The sequence below is a fragment of the Novosphingobium sp. FG90 genome, from assembly GCF_057808725.1.
The window spans coordinates 1-693 of sequence record NZ_JBMDIO010000118.1 but is presented as its reverse complement, the minus strand read 5'-3'; the positions used below and the strand labels follow the sequence as shown (position 1 = coordinate 693).

The following is a 693-nucleotide window of genomic DNA, read 5'->3' as shown; positions in this document are numbered from 1 at the left end:
CTGGCGGTGCGCGGGCGCGAGCAGCTGGTATCGATCAAGCCGTGCGGGCGGGGGCTGGTGATGGAAGTGCTGCGCTATGCCGACGAGGTTCACAAGGCGCACGGCTACTTCCGCGATATCGAGGATGCGAAGCCCGACGCCGACCTGCTCGATCTTGCGACGACGCTGATCGACAAGAAGACCGCACCGTTCAAGCCCGCCGAATTCCACGACCGCTATGTCGATGCACTCCACCGCCTGATCGACAAGAAGGCCAAGTCGAAGAGCAACAAGCGCATCCTGGAGGACGTCGAGGAACCCACCACCGGCAAAGGCAATGTGATCGACCTGATGGCAGCGCTTAAGAAGTCGGTCGGGGACGGCAAGGCCACCAGCAAGTCCACCGCCTCGACACGCAAGCCTGCGGCGAAGAAGACCTCGCCCTCGGGTGGCAGCCGTGCCCGCAAGCGGGCGTAGCGGCAAGGCCGGTGATCCCGGCGCCGACCTCCTCGCCGAGTACAACCGCAAGCGCGACTTCGCGAAGACTGCCGAACCTGCGGGCAAAAGCGGCAAGATCGGCGGCAATTCCTTCATCGTGCAGAAGCACGCGGCGCGGCGGCTGCACTGGGATTTTCGCCTCGAAGTCGATGGCGTGCTCAAGTCCTGGGCGGTGACCCGGGGGCCAAGCGCCGATCCCGACGACAAGCGCCTTGC

1 protein-coding gene and 1 pseudogene are annotated in these 693 nt (G+C 65.1%); both read left to right on the top strand.

The features are described from left to right. Positions 1-456: pseudogene (locus ACODRZ_RS26800) on the top strand (non-homologous end joining protein Ku); the annotation flags it as partial. Then, positions 428-693, top strand: a 266-nt coding sequence (locus ACODRZ_RS26795; protein ID WP_488973197.1) for a DNA polymerase ligase N-terminal domain-containing protein, incomplete at its 3' end; no start/stop codon positions are given. The pseudogene ACODRZ_RS26800 and the gene ACODRZ_RS26795, both read left to right, overlap by 29 nt.